The sequence below is a fragment of the Microbulbifer sp. ABM4_008 genome (genome assembly GCF_056311705.1).
This window is the reverse complement of record NZ_CM149970.1, coordinates 1,162,432-1,183,335: the sequence shown is the minus strand read 5'-3', so window position 1 is coordinate 1,183,335 and position 20,904 is coordinate 1,162,432. Positions and strand designations below refer to the sequence as shown.

General features: G+C 46.9%; 17 protein-coding genes. 4 read left to right on the top strand and 13 right to left on the bottom strand.

Translation table 11 applies throughout. The features are described from left to right. Positions 1-26: 26 nt before the first annotated feature. From glpK to ACYX4J_RS05150, 4 genes are all read right to left on the bottom strand, one after another. Positions 27-1,505, bottom strand: a complete 1,479-nt coding sequence (glpK, locus tag ACYX4J_RS05165) for a glycerol kinase GlpK (RefSeq protein ID WP_476178022.1) — start codon at positions 1,503-1,505, stop codon at positions 27-29. A gap of 99 nt (positions 1,506-1,604) precedes the next feature. Further along, positions 1,605-2,090, bottom strand: a complete 486-nt coding sequence (locus ACYX4J_RS05160) for a regulatory protein RecX (protein ID WP_413662886.1) — start codon at positions 2,088-2,090, stop codon at positions 1,605-1,607. Beyond that, positions 2,091-3,125, bottom strand: a complete 1,035-nt coding sequence (recA, locus tag ACYX4J_RS05155; RefSeq protein ID WP_108735301.1) for a recombinase RecA — start codon at positions 3,123-3,125, stop codon at positions 2,091-2,093. A gap of 174 nt (positions 3,126-3,299) precedes the next feature. Continuing rightward, on the bottom strand, positions 3,300-3,812 hold the full coding sequence (locus ACYX4J_RS05150) for a CinA family protein (RefSeq protein ID WP_476178021.1): 513 nt from the start codon (positions 3,810-3,812) through the stop codon (positions 3,300-3,302). A gap of 709 nt (positions 3,813-4,521) precedes the next feature. On the opposite strand from ACYX4J_RS05150, the gene ACYX4J_RS05145 reads away from it, so the two are divergent. Both ACYX4J_RS05145 and ACYX4J_RS05140 read left to right on the top strand, forming a co-directional pair. Continuing rightward, entirely contained in the window at positions 4,522-6,555 is a 2,034-nt protein-coding gene (locus tag ACYX4J_RS05145; protein ID WP_444925601.1) for a glycoside hydrolase family 16 protein, read from the top strand. A 518-nt stretch (positions 6,556-7,073) separates the two neighbouring features. After that, on the top strand, positions 7,074-9,806 hold the full coding sequence (locus ACYX4J_RS05140; RefSeq protein WP_476178020.1) for a discoidin domain-containing protein: 2,733 nt from the start codon (positions 7,074-7,076) through the stop codon (positions 9,804-9,806). A gap of 163 nt (positions 9,807-9,969) precedes the next feature. Here the strand turns inward: ACYX4J_RS05140 and ACYX4J_RS05135 are convergent, their stop codons facing one another. After that, the gene (locus ACYX4J_RS05135; protein ID WP_475712118.1) at positions 9,970-10,404 is read right to left on the bottom strand and encodes a GNAT family N-acetyltransferase; all 435 of its coding nucleotides are present in this window, start codon (positions 10,402-10,404) and stop codon (positions 9,970-9,972) included. Positions 10,405-10,435: 31 nt separating this feature from the next. Between ACYX4J_RS05135 and ACYX4J_RS05130 the strand changes: the two genes are divergently transcribed. Continuing rightward, complete coding sequence (locus ACYX4J_RS05130; protein ID WP_476178019.1) at positions 10,436-11,041, top strand: tRNA-uridine aminocarboxypropyltransferase; 606 nt, start codon at positions 10,436-10,438, stop codon at positions 11,039-11,041. Positions 11,042-11,083: 42 nt separating this feature from the next. Here the strand turns inward: ACYX4J_RS05130 and ACYX4J_RS05125 are convergent, their stop codons facing one another. Together ACYX4J_RS05125 and ACYX4J_RS05120 are read right to left on the bottom strand one after the other, a co-directional pair. Beyond that, positions 11,084-11,854, bottom strand: a complete 771-nt coding sequence (locus tag ACYX4J_RS05125; protein ID WP_476178018.1) for a sulfite exporter TauE/SafE family protein — start codon at positions 11,852-11,854, stop codon at positions 11,084-11,086. A 3-nt stretch (positions 11,855-11,857) separates the two neighbouring features. Further along, the gene (locus tag ACYX4J_RS05120; protein ID WP_476178017.1) at positions 11,858-12,646 is read right to left on the bottom strand and encodes a TauD/TfdA family dioxygenase; all 789 of its coding nucleotides are present in this window, start codon (positions 12,644-12,646) and stop codon (positions 11,858-11,860) included. A 552-nt stretch (positions 12,647-13,198) separates the two neighbouring features. Here ACYX4J_RS05120 and ACYX4J_RS05115 point away from each other — a divergent pair. After that, complete coding sequence (locus ACYX4J_RS05115) at positions 13,199-13,867, top strand: FecR family protein (protein ID WP_476178016.1); 669 nt, start codon at positions 13,199-13,201, stop codon at positions 13,865-13,867. Positions 13,868-14,137: 270 nt separating this feature from the next. On the opposite strand, the gene ACYX4J_RS05110 is transcribed toward ACYX4J_RS05115, so the two are convergent. The 6 genes from ACYX4J_RS05110 to ACYX4J_RS05085 form a co-directional block, all read right to left on the bottom strand. Next, positions 14,138-16,078 (bottom strand): hypothetical protein, encoded by a 1,941-nt coding sequence (locus ACYX4J_RS05110; protein ID WP_476178015.1) that lies wholly within the window; start codon positions 16,076-16,078, stop codon positions 14,138-14,140. Between the two features lie 260 nt (positions 16,079-16,338). After that, positions 16,339-16,761: a macro domain-containing protein gene (locus ACYX4J_RS05105; protein WP_476178014.1), complete on the bottom strand. Its 423-nt coding sequence runs from the start codon at positions 16,759-16,761 to the stop codon at positions 16,339-16,341. Positions 16,762-16,870: 109 nt separating this feature from the next. Next, positions 16,871-17,710, bottom strand: coding sequence for a GH12 family glycosyl hydrolase domain-containing protein (locus ACYX4J_RS05100; protein ID WP_476178013.1), 840 nt, complete (start codon positions 17,708-17,710; stop codon positions 16,871-16,873). Between the two features lie 476 nt (positions 17,711-18,186). Next, on the bottom strand, positions 18,187-18,495 hold the full coding sequence (locus ACYX4J_RS05095; protein WP_282933834.1) for a transposase: 309 nt from the start codon (positions 18,493-18,495) through the stop codon (positions 18,187-18,189). Positions 18,496-18,652: 157 nt separating this feature from the next. Beyond that, positions 18,653-19,003: a hypothetical protein gene (locus ACYX4J_RS05090; protein WP_476178012.1), complete on the bottom strand. Its 351-nt coding sequence runs from the start codon at positions 19,001-19,003 to the stop codon at positions 18,653-18,655. Between the two features lie 156 nt (positions 19,004-19,159). After that, positions 19,160-20,716: a transposase gene (locus tag ACYX4J_RS05085; protein ID WP_476176935.1), complete on the bottom strand. Its 1,557-nt coding sequence runs from the start codon at positions 20,714-20,716 to the stop codon at positions 19,160-19,162. Positions 20,717-20,904 lie beyond the last annotated feature (188 nt).

Here is a 20,904-nt window from a genome sequence, read left to right as displayed (position 1 = left end):
TACGCTAAGAGGATAGGCGGTCCAGCCTAAAAAGCTTTACAGGCTTTTACCGCCCTCCGCCAACCAGCCAACAACTGCTCCCTCTCCGCCTGAGTCATTGCCGGCATAAAGTCCCGTTCAATTTCCTGCAAACACTCCGGTAATTCCTTTGGTCGCCAGGTTCCACTTCCAATACCAGCCAGCAACGCAGCACCAATAGCTGTGGACTCAATCTGCCGGGGCCGTTCAACACGCAAAGAGGAGACATCCGCCTGGAATTGCATCAGGAAATGATTCGCGCAAGCACCCCCATCCACACGCATATGGGTAATCGGCAAGCCCAGGGCCTGCTCCATCAAACGAGCCAGCTCATCACTCTGGTAAGCTATAGATTCCAAAGTGGCACGCACCACCTCAGCTCGACCAGCCCCCCGACTCAAGCCGCAAATAGTCCCCCGTGCCGATGGGTCCCAGTGCGGCGCACCCAGTCCACTAAATGCAGGCACAAGATAAACGCCGCGGGTATGAGGAATACTCTGGGCGATGATTTCGGTATCCACCGCCTGCTGGATCATTCCCATCTCGTCGCGCAGCCACTGTATAGCGGAGCCCGCTGTGAAAACTGAACCCTCTACGGCATAGGCCGGATTACCCTGGGCATCACAGGCCACTGTAGCCAGCAACCCCTGGGGAAGCTCCGGGCGATCCTCGCCGGCAAAAGCCAGCATAAAGCAGCCAGTTCCATAGGTATTTTTAATACTGCCGGGCTCTGTACAACCCTGGCCAAACAGTGCTGCCTGCTGATCCCCGGCAACACCACAAATCGGAGCCGATGTGCCGAGAAAAGCGTGGGGGTCTGTATCGGTAAAGTGGCCAGCCGACGGTAGAATTCTGGGAAGAATGGATTCAGGGCACTGGAAAAAATCCAGCAGCTCACTATCCCAGGCTTTATCTTTTATGTTGTACAGGAGGGTACGACTAGCATTGGTGTGATCGGTGAGATGGGCTTTGCCACCGCTCATTTTCCAGATCAACCAGCTATCTACGGTGCCGAAACACAGGTCGCCATTTTGAGCTCGGGTTAGTAAATCCGGGTTACGGCGGAACAGCCAAGTCAACTTACTTGCGGAAAAGTAAGCATCCAGCAATAGGCCACTGCGCTCTCGCAACCAATCAGACCTGCCGAGTTCCCCCAACTCCCGGCATACCTCCGCCGAGCGCCGGCACTGCCACACAATCGCAGGAAAAACCGGCTCGCCGGTATACCTATCCCAGACGATCGTGGTCTCGCGCTGGTTAGTAATTCCCACTGCGGTGATATCCGACGCGCGAACACCAGCGCGCTGGAGTGCTGCGGCACAGACCCGGAGAGTTACCGACCAAATCTCTTCCGCATCCTGCTCAACCCAGCCAGGCTGGGGATAACGATTGGGAATTTCCGAGTAACTGCGACCAATCAGGTGGCCCTTACTATCGAAGATAAAAGCTGTGGTACCAGTGGTGCCCTGGTCAATAGACAGGATCATAGGGTTCTCGCGCTTATTCTTTTAGTCTCTTTCTGTACCTGAAAAATGGCCGAAACCTATCGACCAGTCATTCAGGTAGTAGTCAGAGTATAAGCCCGATTAATTGCCGTCCAGCGCCCAGCTAATCGCGTCCGTGGGGAAGCCCCGGTAAGCCAGGTATCGCTGGCGCCGCGCTCGCTCCTTCATCCACTGATCCCGTGGAAGCTCTGCGCTCATAGGGGCCCGGTATTTTCTCTGAAGCATTTCCGCAGCTAACTCAAACCAATCCACTTCCAACTGATCCAGCGCCTGGGCAATTAGTTCACCGCGCACGCCGCGCTGCTGTAGCTCCTGGCGAATACGCATCGGCCCCTGACCACGCTGGACACGGGAGCGGGCAAAAACTTCGGCAAAGCGTTGATCGGATTGATAGTTGAGTTCGTGTAGGCGCTCAAAAAGCGTGTCGAAATCGGCGCTGGGGAATTTTGCCGCGAGCTTTTGCCTCAATTCATGGCGGGAGTGCTCGCGGCGGGTCAACAGCTCAAGCGCCGCGCTGAAAAGCGCTTGAGCTGGATCAACGGAAAAATCCGCTTTTGAGTACGGCATTTACTCTTCCGGTAATTCCGCAGCCTCTTCAGGGGTCGCAGGCACTAAATCACCGAGCAGCTGCGCACGCAACTGACCTTCAATCTCGTTACGAATGTCGGGGTTATCGCGCAGGAACTTGGTAGCGTTCGCCTTGCCCTGGCCAATCTTGTCGCCCTTGTAGCTGTACCAAGCCCCAGCTTTATCCACCAGTCCCATCTTCACGCCGTAATCGACGATTTCACCAATCATGTTAATGCCTTCGCCATACATGATCTGGAACTCGGTCTGCTTAAACGGAGGAGCTACCTTGTTCTTAACCACTTTCACTCGGGTTTCGTTACCCACCACCTCATCGCCATCTTTAACGGAGCCGATACGACGGATATCCAAGCGTACAGAAGAGTAGAACTTGAGGGCATTACCACCAGTGGTGGTTTCAGGGCTGCCGAACATAACACCGATCTTCATGCGGATCTGGTTGATAAAGATCGCCAGGGTGTTGGTGTTCTTGATATTACCAGTGAGCTTACGCAGAGCCTGGGACATCAAACGAGCCTGCAAGCCCACGTGGGAATCACCCATCTCACCTTCGATCTCAGCGCGCGGGGTCAGGGCCGCAACGGAGTCCACTACCAGCACATCAACGGCACCGGAGCGCACTAGCATATCGGCAACTTCCAGCGCCTGCTCACCGGTATCCGGCTGGGATACGATCAGCTCATCGACGTTAACACCCAGTTTTTCAGCGTAGATAGGGTCGAGGGCGTGCTCAGCATCCACGAAAGCACAAGTGCCACCATTGCGCTGGGCCTCGGCAATCACCTGCAAGGTGAGGGTGGTTTTACCGGAGGATTCTGGTCCATAGATTTCAACGATACGGCCACGCGGCAAGCCGCCTATACCCAGGGCCACATCCAAGCCGAGGGAGCCGGTGGAGATCGCAGGAATACGCTCGCGCTCCTTGTCTCCCATACGCATCACAGTGCCTTTACCGAACTGACGTTCAATCTGAGATAGCGCCGCTTTTAATGCCTTGTCTTTATTGGAATCCATGACCATTCCCGTATTTCTGAGCTGAATTGAGTGGTGGCAAGCTTAACGAAGGATTACTGTATAGGCAACCAGTAATTCCTCATACTGAGTACCAGCTTCAGGCTGAGCGAGCCACGCCTCAAAAAGAAGCCTAAAGCTGGGGCAAACGAACAAAGTTTGACCCGGTGGACAAGTTCAAACCGGGTGCTCACGGACAATCCTTAACATTCCCTTTAGCGCCTCAACGACCGTCTGCGATTGCACCTCTGCCCGGTTACCACTAAACAGAAAACACTTCGCATCAATCTGCACTGGCTCTTGCCCCTCCGCATGGGCCCAGGCAATCCAAACCGTACCTACCGGCTTCTCAGCAGTGCCACCATCAGGCCCCGCGATACCACTGACCGCAACGGCGAGATTGGCATCCATCATCGCCAGAACACCACAAGCCATCTGCCGGGCGACCGGCTCACTCACTGCACCAAACTGCTTGAGATCATTGCTGTCGACACCCATAACACCGTTCTTGATGCGATTCGCATAGCTCACGATCGATCCATCAAACCAATTCGAAGCACCCGCTATAGAGGTAATAGCCGCCGCAATCGCACCACCGGTGCAAGATTCTGCCGACGTCACGCGCCAATCTCTCTTTTCCAGCTCCCCGCCCAACTCTCTGGCAAGCTCAGTTATCTCTCTGTATTCCACCGTTTCTTCCTGTTCAACCGCTCCTAGGCCACAACCGAATATTACAGCACAGAAGTAGGCTCTTATTATGGGTGCCGACCTGCGGCAAGATTACAAATTCCATTTTAAGTAAGCTGCCCCATACCGAATATACAACCGTCCTGCAGTGGTGAAGCCGCAAACCCTTAAAAAACTTAATCCACGCCGGCTGCACACCGGCGCCGACACCAAAAGACAAATCGTGCGCTGTCGAAGCACTCACAAGCGCCGCCAGCACTCTAGAAAATAAAATCACCTATGGAAGCCAGGTTGCCAAATCTAATTTCCGCCGCCGGCCCGCCTTCAAATTAGAATTTAAATTTTAAAAGGGGCCTTAATTCAGCAAATAGTTTCAAGCGGGCAATCCAATAAGCAACAACAAATTTAAAAATAAAAACGTAAACAATGTAAAAACACATTAATACGCACTGGCTGTCCCCAATTTTAAAGCAAAAAAATTTTGCATATGCGATAAGTTGGACCAGTCTCACGACAAAGGGCCCGAGCTTTCCCTATGCAACAATCGGCTTTTTGTTAGTCTGTTACTGCTGTACTGAATATATAAATATCACAATAAAAAAGCAGATAAATCCCCAAGCCCAACAAGCATTAATCATCGTGGCAGATCACCGCCATTATAAAAACATAATGAAGTTGGCACCCCCATAGATAATTAAAGAAAGACAAAATCATGAATTTAAAAAAATCAGCGATCGCGGCTGCTATTGTAGGCGCCTGTGTGTCCTCACTTGCCAATTCAAAAACTTTGGTCTGGGAAGATAATTTCGACGGCGACAGTATTGATAAGTCCGTTTGGACTTACGATGTGGGCAACTCAGGCTGGGGTAACAATGAGCTTCAAACCTACACCGATGATAGCGCCAATGCCTATGTTGAAGATGGCAACCTTATTATTCAAGCACTGCAAAACGACGACGGCAGTTTTACTTCCGCCCGCCTGAAATCCCTGGGTCGTATGACTTATAAATATGGCACCATTGAAGCCCGCATTAAATTACCTGACCTGGATGCCGGATTGTGGCCTGCCTTCTGGCAGCTGGGCGGCGACTACGGCCAAGTGGGCTGGCCCGCTTGCGGAGAACTGGATATTCTCGAGGCGGGCATGGCCGACGCTCTCAGTGCAGGCACGGTCAACTCAGAAGTTTCCGGCGCTTTCCATTGGTGGCATGAATCCGATGACTACACAGGCCAGGCGGACTACGGTCAATCGAAAAACCTTATTGATGACTTCGGCTCCAGCACTGACCTCACTGAGGACTACCATATTTTCGGTATGACCTGGACACCGGATAGCATCGTCATGTGGGTCGACGACGAAGCCAATGAAATTATTAGCATCGGCAGTGAAGACCCCGCATTTGACGAGTTCCGTCAACACCACTTCCTGATCCTGAACTTAGCGGTAGGTGGCGTCTTCCCAGAGATTTACGCTAACAGTGAAATCACCGCACCGATGCCCGCCAGAATGTATGTGGACTATGTTCGCATCTACGATAACGACGACAGCAGCTACAGCACAGAAATCTCCCTGGCTGAAGACACCGCCAAAACAGGTGATATCGGCGTATTTTCCGAGGGCAGCAACCTCTCCGAATCCCTGGAGCTTGGCACCGATACCGAGCTGTATGTCTGGAACCAAAACAGCATGTCAGCTACTGTCAGCGCCGAAGCTGCCGAGGGTGATGAAGCCCTGGAGTTTGATATTACCGCTGGTGAATGGTTCGGCATGGGCTTCTGGATGCACTATGACCTAAACCTAATGAACTACGAAAACGGTCATCTCAATTTCAAAATGAAAACCACCAGCAGCCAGACTATCGGCATTGGTATTTCCAGTACTGGTGGCGGAGATGCCTGGGTAGATCTGGTGGATGGTGATGATACCTACGGCCTGGAGCGCGATGGCGAATGGCATCAGGTCAGTATCCCCCTGAGCAAACTGGGAGTGGACTTCAACACTATCAGTCAGGCGTTTATGATTCGAGGTGATGCCGCCTCTGAAGATTTTGTTCTGTCCATTGACGATATCTACTTTAGCGAAAGTGTTGAGAAAACAGCCCCGACCGGTGTCTTTTCTCTCTACACCGAAACTACAGAGGCCAATTCAACTTTCACACTGGGAACTGATGGCAACCTGTATATTTGGGGCGATACCCTGCTGGAGGCCACTCAAACCCCATTCGAAGGTGAAGAATCCCTCTCCTATTACTCCTCCGGGGCCGGCTGGTTTGGAATGGCATTTACTGCCGACAGCTACTACGATCTATCCGCTTTCGATAATGATACTGCAACGCTGAATTTCGCCCTGAAAACCAGCTCAGAAACCACCTTTAAGATTGGCATGAAGAGCGGTAGCGTCAGCGATATTGGCCAGCAGTGGATTGAATTTGCCAGCGGCTCCGATCCTTATGAATTCGCACGGGATGGCGAGTGGCACCAGATATCAATCCCCGTTACTGATTTCAGTAGTGAAGTAGATATGTCAAATGTTATCCAACTATTTGAGCTACTAGGCGTTGATGGAGATATCAGCGATATTGAAATTGACGATATCTATTTCTCCGGCGGAAGCTCAGACAGCGATAGTAATGACAACTGTCGTCCACACTCCCACAAGTGCCACCCTCATCATAAAAGGCACAAGCATCGCCATGGAAACTGCACCCCACCTGCACGATGCGCACAGGGACCCCGTAGACATTAAAAATACAAGGGCGCCGCTAAATAGCAGCGCCCTTTTCTTTTTTACGCCACCCAATTTTTTCACCAGCATCAAAACCCGCCCTGTCTGCCGTCAGATATTATCTTTTAAAGATATGATCCTGTGTGATGGAAAGCGCAACAACAATAAATCCAGATTAAATTTGCTCGCACTTTTGCCCAACACAGAAAGACCAAAAACAGAATTCCCGCACAAAACACTTGCAAACAAAAACACAAAAAGGAATTTATTTTCTTGTAAAAAAATTACAAGAAAATAATTTTTCAAGTGTATGCGATAAGCAGGACTACAACTGCGACAAGGGGTCCAGATTCGCTTTCCTGTGGAACAATCGTTTTGCTAGGCTTTGCCCGTGACCAGCGCCTGTTTTTCGCGTGAATTTTAGGCAATTACAATTTAAGTAATCTGCATTCATTAAATCCACAAGTAACATTTGACTGAGTCACACCATTCCTATCAGGCATTTTATTCTTATAAATAATTAACAACGAAAGAAAATTATGATTATTAAAAAATCAGCGATAGCCGCAGCTATTGTCGGCACCTTTGTGTCCTCAATAGCCAATGCAAAAACTTTGGTCTGGGAAGATAATTTTGACGGAGACACTATCGACACCTCCGTCTGGACCTACGATGTTGGCAACTCCGGCTGGGGTAACAACGAGTTACAAAATTATACCGATGACAGCGACAACGCTTATGTCGAAGACGGCAACCTGATTATTCAGGCCGTACAGGAAAGTGACGGCAGTTTTACTTCTGCTCGCCTAAAGTCTCTCGGGCGTCTGTCCTACAAATACGGAACCATTGAAGCTCGAATTAAATTGCCGGATTTGGATGCGGGACTATGGCCAGCATTCTGGCAACTGGGCAGCGACTACGGTCAAGCCGGCTGGCCAGCCTGTGGCGAACTGGATATTCTCGAAGCGGGTATGGCCGAGGCGCTAGAAGCCGGCGTCGTAAATTCTGAAATTTCCGGAGCCTTCCACTGGTGGCACGAGTCCGACGACTACACCGGGCAAGCAGATTATGGTGTATCGCAAAACCTGGTTGAGGACTTCGGTTCCAGCTCCGACCTCACTGAGGATTACCATATCTTTGGCATGACCTGGACGCCCGATAGCATCGTTATGTGGGTGGATGACGAATCCAACCAAATCGCAGCTTTGACGGATACCAGTGATTCCGCATTCGATGAATTTCGCCAGCATAACTTTTTAATTCTCAATCTGGCAGTAGGTGGCATCTTCCCGCAGATCTATGACAACAGCGAGATCACTGCCCCAATGCCCGCCAAGATGTATATTGACTACGTACGTATCTACGACAACGATGACAGCAGCTACAGCACCGAGCTCTCACTGACTGCCGATACCGCAAAAAGCGGCAATCTGGGCGTGTTCGGGGACAGCAGCGATATTTCCGAATCCCTGACGTTTGGCACTGATATCGAGCTCTACGTCTGGAACAATATGGAAAGCCAATCCAGCGTCGACGAGAGTGATGCCCTGGAGTTCCAAATCGATACCGGCGAATGGTATGGCATGGGTGTATGGATGCACTACGACCTGAATTTGATGAACTATCAAAATGGTCACCTGAACTTCCGCATGAAAACCACTAGCGAAGAGACTATCGGCATCGGTATCAACAGTACCAGCGGTGGTGAGTCCTGGGTGGACCTGAGCGTAGAAGGCGATACTTTTGGCCTGGAACGGGATGGGCAATGGCACGAGGTGAGTATCCCCCTGAGCAAATTTGGGGTGGACTACAACACCATTAGCCAGGCATTTATGGTACGCGGCGATGGACCGTCAGAAGCCTTTACCCTTTCCATTGACGATATTTACTTTAGTGAGAGCGTCGAAAAAACCACGCCAAGCGGCACCTTCTCCCTATACAGTGAAAACACCGAGGCCGACTCCAGTTTCGAACTGGGCACTGATGGCAATCTGTATATCTGGGGCGAAACCCTGATCGAAACTTCTCCTTCTCCCTACGAAGGTTCTGAATCCCTGTCCTACACCTCCGCAGGTGCTGGCTGGTTTGGTATGGCTTTCACTGCTGACTATTACTACGACATGTCAGCCTTCGACAACGATACCGCCACGCTCAATTTTGCTTTGAAAAGCAGCTCCACCACGACCTTTAAGATCGGCATGAAGAGCGGCAGCATTGACGATGTAGAACAAAAGTGGATTGACTTTGCCAATGGCGCCGATCCCTACGGTTTCGCGCGGGATGGCCAGTGGCACCAGATCTCTATCCCCGTAAGCGACTTCAGTGACGAAGTAGACATGTCTAACGTAGTTCAACTATTCGAGCTTCTAGGCGTAGATGGAGAAATCAGCGATATCGAGATCGACAATATCTACTTCTCTGGCGGTACTGGCGGCAACGATGACTCCGGTGACGATTCCGATAGTGGAGGCGACGAGGACGGCGGCGAAGGCTCTGGCGATAGCGGTGAAGCAGGCAGCCAGGACCTGATTGCACAGGCTACCGTTACCGCTAGCAACGAAATCCAGCCCATCGCAAATGCAGTTGATGATAACAGCAGCACCCGCTGGGAAAGCGCCCATGGCGGTGACTCAGTATGGGTGCTACTGGACCTGGGTGAGGCAGAAGCTCTGAACACCCTGACAATCGACTGGGAAACAGCCAACGCTGCGACCTATACGGTACAAGGCAGTAACGACACTATTTCCTGGACCACACTGGCCAACTTTAGTGGTGGTAGCGCCGGAGAGAGAACCGATGAGCACTCCCTGAGTGGAAGCTATCGATATGTACGCCTGTACTTCACTGAGCGCAGCACAAGCTATGGCTATTCCATCTGGGAGCTGGGCTTAACTGGTGGCGACGGTCAGGCTTCAAGTATCTCTGCAACCTCTGAACTGCAAAGTGCTGAACTGGCAATCGACGGAGATAGCAATACCCGCTGGGAGAGCGCCCACGGTGTGGACAATGTCAGCCTGACTTATGACTTGGGCTCTGTACAGTCCATTGGCACCCTCAATATCGACTGGGAAACGGCCAATGCGGCTGCCTACACTCTGCTCGGCAGTACCGATGGCAGCAACTGGACAACTGTTGAGTCATTTTCTGGAATGGGAACCGGTGAACGCACCGACGCAATCACCGTAGAGGGAAACTACCGTTACCTGAAGATTGACTGCACCGAACGCAATACCGTGTACGGCTACTCCATTTGGGAAATTAGCACTTACTAATAGCAGCTAGGTAGTAGCAACTCGGGCAGCACTTTTACAGTGCTGCCCTACCTATAATTTGTCCCCGAAAGAACTAAAATTCCAAAACTAGAGGTACTACACACCTTTTCACAGTAATTCTTTCTAATTCAAAGCCAACCTGAAAATAATAACCTTCCCAAGGCTAACGGTAGACCATCGCCAGAATCGAGCGCCCCTGCTTTACGTAACTACGGAATAAATCCCCAACAGGGCCACTTAACTCATTCACTTCAACCCTCTCAAACCCCAAAGAGGAGTAAAAAGGCTCCAGGTGGTCGTAGGGAAATGTATAGGTGTCACTATCAAAACGTTCAGCAAGGAGCGTCAACAGCTGCCTTGCAACACCCTGCCCTTGATGATCTGGTGCAACAGCAACTCCGGCCAGGAGCTTAAAGCTCTCATAGCGCCGCAAATAACCGCAGGCAATCACCTCCCCCCGTTCGCCGCGCACTATCCCGCAGTCCTCATGGCGTTTGGCTTTGCCACGAAATCCATACATGCGATAAAATTTGTTCGCTAGCGGAATCTCTATATCTGCCAGCCACTGAACACTATTAGAAGGCTGCGTTTTCGCCATAAACCTGCCCCTGTACCCCTGAAGTAGAAAAATGCCCAGAAAGACCTGTAGCACCTGCCTGCGTCCGCCCAATGTCTGCTACTGCAGTGCGTTGGTGAGCCTGGCTAATACCATAAAAGTGGTGATCATACAGCACCCACAAGAAGAGAAGCACCCGTTCAATACCGGGCGTATGGCGAACCTGTGTTTAAATAACAGTGAAATGCTTATTTCTGAAACTCTTCCTAATCAACAGTTGGAAAGGCTACTCGATACACCCAGCGCTCTACTCTATCCGTCACTGTCATGGCTACCCCAAACACCCCGATTAGCTGAAGGGAATAATATCCCTAGCCACCAGAATCAGCTGGAAACGATTGAACAGCTAATTGTTATTGATGCGACTTGGAAAAAATCTAAAAAGATTCTCCACCTGAATCCCAAGCTACAACAGCTTCCAAGGGTCAACCTCAGCGGGGACTTGAAATCCAATTATGCTATCCGGAAAACCACTGTTGCCGATGGTCTATCAACCATTGAAAGTATTGCCTTGGCTATGACTCAACTTGAAGATAAAAAAGAGTATTCCAAGCTTCTGCAACCATTTGAAAAGATGATTAGCCTGCAACAGCAGAGCTATTCAGTAGAGCCAGCTTAGGGCATTTGGTTATCACAGTCAGTGAGACCTCAAGCAGAGAACCTAAACAATTACTCCATCAGGAAATATCAAATTAGAAATCCCCTGATAGGTCAGCACACACATAAAAATTGATAAGGCATATCGAATAATCGATCGATATCGCTCTTCATCAATCCTCGATTGAAGCTTAAATCCGATAATTAGTCCAAAATATGCAAATACGGTAATTGCAGATAGCGACATCAACTCCAAATCATCAAAACTCAAGTAAACTGAAAGTACAGAAAGCTGTATCAGCTTGCCAATCAAGAAACAAATATTGGAAATAAGGATTACTTCCTTTGAAGACTTGGCAACTTCCAATAAATAAATCATTAGTAGAGGCGCAATCGCATTAGTCGCGCCACCAATCACCCCAGCCAAACCGCCCATAATGATAGGAAAAAATACTGGCCGACTGGAGAATTTGGACAGATAACCCCTTAAACGATTGGAAAACAGGTAAATCAAGATTGATACCGCCAGTAACAACTTGAGAATATCCGGATTTGCCCAGGTTAACAGCCATGTTCCGGCAAGGCTTCCAAGAGACACCAATAATATTACTAAACTATATTTAGAAAAATTAATCCTATAATCTCGGCACTTATAAAGACTGGATATAATTACCATAAGCGACGGCAAGATGGTTAACACCACCGCCGTTTTCAAATCATAAGCAAGTGCCAGAATAGGCGTCGCAAGCATTGGGAAACCAAATCCCAATGCTCCGTGAGCCATACCTGCTACCAGAATAAGCAACAACCCAACTATAACTATCTCTATGACCACCCGTTAAGCAACCCTCGATATAGCAGGCATATTAAAACGTATTCGTTTAAGGTGCCTTTTCCTATCCTTTATTCCAGTTCTTGCGTGAAGGTATCGTCGATTATCCAATAACAATATCTGATTATTATTCAACCTAACCTTAAACATATTATGTGGCAACGATATTTTTAGCTCCAGCTCACGTAAAGCATCAAGCTCGTCTGAAGAGCAATACTCACGCTCGATAATATCATACCTGTATCTGAAACCATGGCTCTCATCAATTAAGGATGCCTCTATAAACTCAGACGACTTCCGAAATTCTTCAGGAACACGCAGTTTAAACTTACTATGTGAAAGCACCTGGAAGGTTTTATCGGAGAGGCTCTCGATTATCCTGTCGGCACAGACAAGAATATTTTCTCCGCCTCCATGCATATCAGCGTGCACAACGAAGAGACCAAAGTAGCCAGGCATCTCCGATTCAAAAGCACCGTCATTGTGCAAGAAGAAATCTCTATCACTATGAGATATAGCCAATGCCTCATCGCCTGTCTCACCACCAATCCTCACATCCCAAACCGTTCGCCCCATAGAATCATGCTCATGTACCAACCCAATGGTATTGACAATATCCTCCATCACTTCAGCAGAATCATCAGAAAATTTGAGATGGATAAGCGCAATCCCCTTTTTAAACAGGGCTATTTTGTAACTTTCATACTCTATGTCCGAACAGGACCCAAGTTCAAAGCAGCAGTAACTTGGGACTCTAAGTGGCATGGCATGCGATGAAAAATAGAGTGACGACATTTTCAGCTCCCTTGATGAACAATTCCTTTACGATTCCCACAATATGAACTTCTACCCACAAGATTAAAGGAGCAATCTTTATGCCAAATATCACATATGTACCAAACTCATACGTCTCCAACTTTAGCCCCTGATGGCGTTTAAAGCTCTTTTACATCGAAAAAGTAAGTGTTCCCGTGGAGACTCTCTGAATCGTCTATCACGAAGTAACCCAGGCCACCCTAATAAGCCCCCTGTTTATTTCACAAAAAAGCAACAATCCCCCGGTTCAGGCCAAGATAACCTACCTCCAAGCAGATAAAATTTATCGTAGTACGGCAAAACCACAGCAAAATATCTTTACCATTTAATAAAATCACAACAAATCCCCCTTAAAAAAGAAAAGAAAGCGTCGCAAGATAACAACCAGTATCGGAGACAAGCATGCCCTATCAATTCCCCAATCAGGTGGAATAATAAAAAGTCAGGCGCTAACAATAAAATATATAAAGTGGATAAAGGTACCACCTATCAGGACCAATTCTGCTTTCGAGCCAAGCCGAGGGGAAAAGTATGGAAGATTTAAAGACACGGGAGCCATTTAAATGCCGTTACCAAACAGCCCCCAAGGAAATATCTAAACAAACCCTACCTGATGGCAGCCATATAAAGTTGAGTGCCACAACTAAAGTACTCGTCAATTATTCAGAGACACGCAGACGCATACGTCTATTAAATGGGGAGGCCCAAATAAGCATTTGTAAAGAGGTAACCTGGCCATTTATAGTAGAATCACGACAAGCATTGATCCGTACACATAAGGCCACTTTCAATATTGACCAGCGATATGGAGTAACAGAAGTCACTGTTCTCGAAGGGAATATCACCGTCAGCCCAATAAAACAAAATAAAAATCGCGCCGAAATAAAGAAAGGGGAGATGCTCAAAGTAACTGAGCACAACACCGGTGCAATCAAAGGTTTTGAGGTTTCCAGCTATAAGGATTGGGGAAGCGGATTTACAAAGGCTGATAACATCAGATTAACAGAACTCCTAATATCGCTAAATCGCTTTACAAATACCCCGCTTGTGACGAGAGACCAGAACACTAGTAGACTACTTGTTAGTGGGGTTTATGACCTGAATCATATAGAAGATACCGTCCTCTGTCTGAGCAAATCTTATAACCTGAAAGTCACAAAAGAAGAGTCCCACACAGTGCTAGAGCTGCTTCCAGAATAATAACCTAGCTTGTTAAATACCAACAAAAGTAGTCTTGTGTACCTAACAATAAAGATAAAACAGTACTTTTCTGTAATTCTACCAGCAAATACGGTCAATCTTAGGGGCTCAGTATTACTAAAAATACGTAATTTGCTAGCCTAGTACCCTCAGCTGGCAAGGGGTACCAGGAATTCTCTTTCTGGTCCAGAGACTCCGAACCTTGCCAGCTTTTTTTATCACTTTCACTCAAAGTAAGTGACAGTAGAGCCAAAGAAAAGGCTGTAAATCCTACTCAACCGTGTCCTTATCTTCTTGCCTCAAATAACCAGCCGCATTTTCATCTTGAGCTAATTGTCCCTGTTCTGTCATTGGCAGAGCGCGACTTTGCTGATTAATAGCATGAATATTCGAAGTGTTTTCCAAGTCTCTGTTGCTTGTAATGGAGGCAATAGACTCTCTATCTTTCAAGAAACTAATTACGTCATCCCTGATTTCAGATAAGTCGCGTTCAGACTTATGCATTTCAAGTATATGCCTTGGATACTCCAAGTTTCTCATGCCAGATGCGGCAAATGTACTTGAGACAACCCTGGTTACTATCACCCAAGGCGTGATCGAACTTCTGACAAGCACATTTTCAGAACGAGTACTGTCATGTATTCCAGTGCCCGTTGAGATCTTAGATTCAGTGAATGTCCCTTCGCATTTAAAATACACCAATAGTGATTCAAACTGCATCTCAGCAAAGAAGATATGTGCCGCATTGACTAACAAACGAGCAAATGTATTAAGAATAAATCCTATCAATAGCAGGTGAATTAGCGCCATACAGAGAGCGCCGCCTGCTGAAATATACTGTTCTAGCAGAGCTAAGCGGCCAACTTCCTCGTCTAAGGCGCCAAACTCCTGTTTAATGGCTGTAAGAGATTCCGGCTGAAAGAAGTGAATAACATCAATCAAAGAGTATGCCAGCCAAATAGCCAGCGCAGTAACAACGATATAGAGCGCATTACCTGCGAAAAGACTAATATCGCGAATCAGCTTGAATTTATCACCCAAATCAACAGGACGAACGGTAGGTTGTACTTCCTGAATCATTTCCCCATTGAATGAACCTTTACCATCCACTTGCTCTTCAAGTTTTGGATCAAGCTCTCTGTAAATACGATTGGGCACTTCCTTATAACGACGATTTGCCATCACAAGGTTATCCAAGTTTATAAAGATTTCCTTCGGGTGAACCGATTCCTGCCAGTTATCCCTTAATTCAGAAACCTCAGTGACCGGGTTTGCAATTTCGCTTCTAAAGCGCAGCATATAGACAACAGCGAAACTACAAGCAGCGCCTACAAATATAACCCCTAGAATATAAAAGAACGGGCTAAAGCTCGGTAAAGCCTCAGCCAATACACCGGACACACTGATTATTTCATCTAGGGAAGTGGTACCTTCCCCCTTAAAAGCCTCAACGCCTAAACTTAACCCCAATCCTAGCAACAGAGGCACCACAATCGAGAATAATATCGTTTTTGCAATACTTCCCCCCGTAAGGCTCGCTACACTTTTCTGGGCTTCCCGTGAAATATCTTTACTCGCAGAGTGCCATACAATCAATGTATAAAGTAAAGCGATGGCAGAGTACATCGGGAATAGCTTTTCTCCCATATCACCAGCAAAACCACTGAGACAAATAAAAGCGACAATGACATAAGAGAGCAAGACAGTTAATGTACTTACCCATGCGCCAAACTGTGCCTGAGCCATATTTCGAATGGGGTATGGCATATAAAGCAATTTAGGGAAGATACTGTGTAATACCCGAGCCAAGAAGCCCTTAGGCTCTAGAAAAGTTGGATTCTTACGGCCAACTAACATCTCTTCTAAGCCGGAAGCGGTATAAGCCACTTCATTCTTCTCTTCTGATGCCGTACTCGTTTCAGATTTAGAATGGTTGAAAGCTAATGATACCGGATGATTTCGACCTACAAAGAAGCGCAATAAGGCCAAAATACCGCCTGATAGAGCCCTTATACCGCCGACCAGCAGGATTGCCCCCACTACGACAAGCACCCAACCACTTACGGGGTCCGACTTCACTTGGCCAGCAGCGATAAACAGCAAGATTAGGGCAACAATGAACTGAACTCCCCCCCTAATTGCGGTAACCCGGCCTTCTTTCTTAAAAGGGTTCTTCAGGCCCAAATCAATCGAGCCGTAATCAAACGCCATAGAGTATCCCCCTAGTACTGGTACTTATGCCTAAAGCCTTAATCTGCTAAAAGAAGATGTACTTCTCAACTCAATGCAGCTTAAGGCTTTCCTGACTATTTTTCACTCACTTTCTATAAAGATACTTACTATGCACTAGCAAGCTAATTGCATCCCTCTTATATGTTGCATGTATTTCTGTATAACTGGGTATTCTTGAAGGCTTGGATAAGGAGTTATAGGCTGCTCACATATGGCCTGTACAGCGCCTAGCCGATAAGTTATCTATACCTGTTCCCACATAGAATCGAGTTAATTCCCTCCGGGAAGTTTGATCGGTTAAATAGCTGCACAGAGTTTAAGATTGCTCGAAAAACGTAATATGCATTTAGCGTATTGGAAACATCTTCCGGCATTCGCATAGTTGGAGCTGACATTAAATATGGCCAATTCTCATGGGAGGTAGGTACTACTACTGCTGATCCTATCGGAAGTTCTCCATGAAAGTCGTATTTGAACCGTGCTTGCACCCGATCCTCTACTTGAAAACCGAGCCTATCCCTAATTGGCAGATCCAACCCTCCATCCACAATTCCGAAGCTATTGGCAGGGCTAACTATTGCCTCAGCTGACTGGGAAAAGAAATCACCCTCGAAAGCGCCTATAATTTCAACATCTTCAAATACTTCACTCCAAGCTTCCACAAGCTCCTTGGGTTTATCAATTAAATAGATTTAATCTGGCAGCATAGGTATCTCGGCCTTCAAAAGAAAAGGAACTTGTAGCAATATATAATCAACAGTATCTACAAATTCACAATTCTCTCACCTGATAATCAACTGTAAAATCCTTTACCCATGTAATTCCGGAGCCACTCATAACTTCATTCCCAAGTTCTATATCGGCAATAAATAGACCCTTGGGGATTAAACTATTTCGAACTGCGTAATTCAGTAATTCCAAACCAGGAATAGAGGCAATCATGGAAGGGTGCTTGGCCCTAAATGATACATACACCCAATTATTATCATTTACTCCCGACATATCCTTCCAATTCTTATGGTACCAAACCTCCCATACTGAATCATTAATCGATACCTCACTATGTTTTATCCCCGCAGGGTTGAAATGTCCGTCAGTAAAATATGTCCAGATCATAATTTCAGCCGCTATTACCGAACGATTTGGTTTACGCCCTCTATAAGCTTCAGAAGTTAACCACATCGTCGTAGCCGTATTATAATCCCCGCTCGACTTACTTTCTGTATGATGTGAAATATCAAGATTCGCCAGACTGGATATCTTTAAGGGGAATGTATCATCAAACTTAGGTTCCGGCGCCCAGGGGGAAGATCCTATTTTTATTTGTGGCTGGGAATAAATTACCCGTCGACTCAAAGGCCAAGACCATGACCAACCAAATTGTAACTCCCCCTCTACCAGTCGTTTCTCCAAGCATTGGGACCAAGGGTCATCTTCTGCAGCATATTTATTCCAGACGTTATTAGTCAAGATACCCAGCTTGGTAGGTACATTGTGAAAGTCTTCACAGCTGATAGTTGTAGTTTCTGGCTTTACCCATCCCGAACCATTACTAACTTTAGTAGCACAAGAAGCAGTCAAAATAATAAAAAAATACAATAAAAATCTCAAAACTTCACTTCCCAGTAATTTACAAAATAGCATTTTAACTCTTAAACTACTCAATTCTTTATTATTGGTAAAAAATAAGATATTTATCTTCCAATATTAGCTCCAACATTCATATTTACGGCAACTGGTACATAACGTATATTGTCCAGCTGCAATAGAGGAAAACAATATACGTTTATATATTTATCCTTGCCTAACTCTAATTTTGAAAACCCGTTCTACTCATGGATAAATTGAGCCGTATCTTCGGCGGCCACCGAAGGCCTTGTATGCCAAATTTCGCTGCTGAGCCGGCTTATAAAGACCGTAAACAAGTATGAATGTGATAGACACTAACTAGGCATAACCCGAATAGCAAAGCACAGAAGGTGGCAACCGCCCCCGCCATCGATAATAACCCGATCTTGAAACTTTTAAACACCGACACATAAAGCTAACCGGGAATGCCCCTAAATGCTCTTGTATCAGTGCGTACTTTACTCTTGGTGGTTCGCAAAGTACGCAGCTGCCTTTTTTAGAAACTCAACCTCCTGACGAGCTTCATGCAGCTCCTTCTTGAGTTTGCGAACTTCAGCGCTTTCCTGTTTGGAATAGTCGACACCGTCTAAACTATTGAACTGCTTATCAGACAGTCGATTAAATTGACGACGCCAGTTGTAGATCTGCTGTGCGCTGACGCCTAGCTCTCGCGCCACAGAAGCCGTTGTTGCTCCAGCCTTTTCCGCTCTCTTAACTGCTTCTCTGCGGAACTCCTCCGTATACGCCTGAGTTCTTTTCTTACCCATGATACACCTCCGTGTTAGGCCTAAACCTAACTATACAGGGTGTCTACTAAACGTGGGTAAGTCTTAGCTATAACGCCGCCAACACGGGCCGAAATGGAGCAGCGAAGCTGCGGAATGTAGGTCCAGCCAGCTTTTCTGGCGGTCGTGCTTGGCTTTGTTAGGCATTTTTACGCCTCTTCCACGCGGGTTTTCTAAATTCTGACTCAGGAGCTTTGCGGGGCACCTCTTTTACAGCTGGGGGCTCCTCGAATGGACTGCCGAAATCTGGGTTAAATTTGTAGCCACTTTCGAATAACGGCCTAAGTTTGGCCCATGCCTTTGTGTCGGTGACCTTTGGGGCCTTGAAGGCAGAGCCCGTTTCAAACATTACCCTTGAGCATTGTGGGCAGACAACCTCGTACTCTACAGGCTCCCAGTTTCCGCGTTTATCCTGGGTATATTTGTGCTTCCTGAAGACTTTCTTGCACTCCAAGCAGGCATAGCCAACTGTAATATCCTTTTTGTGCATACTGGTGCCTAACGAGACTGTAGAAAAACAGTTTTAGAAAAAGCTGTCACTCCTCAGGCTCCTCTAATTTAAATTTCGAGCTAAATTTAGCTATACCACCAAATTTCTTTCATTGTATTAAATTTAGGCGTCTTGACGCCCTTAATTCATCCTCAATCAGTGAATACTGCCACATCTCATCAACTTTTCAATGTTATGTACCAAGCAGAACATCTGCCATTGTCCCTGAACCTTACTTTTTCCTCGTAGCGAGAAGCGATTTAATCGCTTGTTGGTACCAATGTTCCCAAACACAGGCTCAACAACAGACATTCGATGCCCATAAATGGTCTTGCCTTCGATACTATCAACCCGCTTTTTCATCCAGTCAGTGGCTGTCCGTCCGTTTGTCCAAGTTAGGGATACTTGCCTTCCATGTCCTTTTCGAGAGTCGGCAGAATCTGGGTTTCGCATGCACTGTTTTTTAAGGCTGCATTTCCTGCAGTCAGTGAGGCGCCCTTCGAACAATAGTTTTTTCTTACCTTCACTGACATGCTCTTCTTTTAACAAAAGCATGGATTTTCCTGCAGGACAAATACAGGTTTTCTTTTTCTTGTTGAATGTAAATTCACTAGCTGGGGTAGTCTTCTGGACATTAGCCCTACCTTTTTGATTGCGCTTGCCATACTTGGTTTTTTGCGTTGTAAAAGCTTTATCTCGTGAACGGAATTTATTATCAGGTATGTAGGCATTGATGCCGTTCTCTCGCAGGTAGTTGTAGTTAGCGTCGTTGGAGAATCCAGTATCAGCAGTAATGATGACCTGTTTGGCCAAGATGTCTTCATCTATTCCTATATTCTGATAATGGCAACTGATGCCATCAAGAATAGGTTTCAATGTATGATGCTCCTGGCCCTCTCCAAAGGCCTGGGCCTCAACAACTATCTGATGCTTCCTATCAACTGCGGCAACACCGTTATAGCCCTGAATGGTTCCCTTGCTGGTAGTCATCTTAGCTGATTCATTGTCCGTGATATTACTTTTCACTTCTTTAGGTTTTTTACCTTGCCCCATCCTGGGGGAGTGATTTTTTAAGAACTGATCAATTTTATCAAAGTGTTTCTGCAGCGTATCCGCCGCTTTAGCTACCGCTTGCTTTCGCTCTTTTTCTTTAGGTTTCCTGCCATCCAGCCTCTTGTGCTCTTTGAGGCAATCTTTGATCTTCTTGCGAATTTTTTCCTGCTTCTGTTCTAGCTCTCTAAAAGTCCCCGAATGTTCTTTGCTGGCATTGGATGGCATCTTGCATCCATCTATTGCGAAAAGTTCGTTGCCAAGCAGCCCCTGCTGATCGCAGACCAGTAACACTTTCTCAAACACCGACTCAATCGCATCAGGATAACTGCTTACGAAACTTGCAATACTAGTAAAATGCGGAACGGTATCGCATGACAGTGCTTTGAAGAGGATATTATTCTCACATTGCCATTGAATTTCACGGCTTGAGGTAATGCCTTTTGAGTAAGCAAACAATGTGATTTTCAGGAGGATAGCTGGATCATAAGCGGTTCGCCCGCCGCTATCATTTTGATATTTTTTATGGAAGACAGAGAGGTCAATATGGTCATCAATCAAATGATGAAGTGTAAACTCAAAGGTTTCAGGTTGTAGTTGTTCTTCGAAATTGATGACGACCATTGCATCTTGGTTGTAATCGTAACGTTTGAAATTGGGCATATGGATAATCTCGACATCAAGACCTCCATTTTAACAAAAAAGCTACTTTTTAAGAGTTTTTCTACAGCCTGAACGACTACAACAGGGGCGGCCGGAGCGTAGCGTAGGCCGTCCCGCGAAGGGCCGAAGGCACGTAGCAACCTGCTTGTACTTGTATGATTGCTCTTGTCTGATTCTGATGTTGAAAA